Source organism: Arthrobacter sp. ZGTC131 (genome assembly GCF_002929275.1).
Lineage (GTDB): Bacteria > Actinomycetota > Actinomycetes > Actinomycetales > Micrococcaceae > Arthrobacter.
In genome coordinates this window covers 1-503 of record NZ_PJIK01000125.1, presented here as the reverse complement: position 1 = coordinate 503, position 503 = coordinate 1, and the positions used below count along the sequence as shown (strand labels likewise).

Below are 503 nucleotides of genomic sequence, written 5' to 3'. Positions count from 1 at the left end.
ATCGTCGTCGGCCGCGAATTGCGTCAGCAGATGCTCGACCAGCAGCGCCTGGTCCAGACGCAGATGGAGCTGGAAGCGGATTACCGCGAGCTCAAGGAAGCCGAAACCCGTTACCGCACCGCCTTCAAGGTCGCCACAGTCGCCTATGTGATGCTGGATGGCGAACGGCGAACCATTCTCGACGCCAATCCGGCCGCAAGCACCCTCATGTCCTCGACCGGGGCGCCGCTGTCCGGAAAATCCATTCGCGATCTTTTCGCGAAGGAGGATCGCGATCGGGTGGGTGACGCCATCAGCGAAGCGCGCCACAGCCCCGGCCCCGTCAACCTGGACGGCGTCACCATTGCAAAAGGCGAGCCGGTTTCGCTCACGATCCGATCCTACCGCGAGAACGGCATCACCAATGTGCTGCTGGCTATCTGGCCCGCCGATCAGGATCACGAAACCAGCCGGCAGCGGACGGAGAAGCCTGCAGGCGGCACGGCGCTTGAGATTGTCGACCT

At 63.2% G+C, this 503-nt stretch carries 1 protein-coding gene; it reads left to right on the top strand.

Annotated elements, in window-relative coordinates:
• Positions 1-503, top strand: a 503-nt coding sequence (locus tag CXQ90_RS21985) for a PAS domain S-box protein (RefSeq protein WP_146068982.1), incomplete at both ends; no start/stop codon positions are given.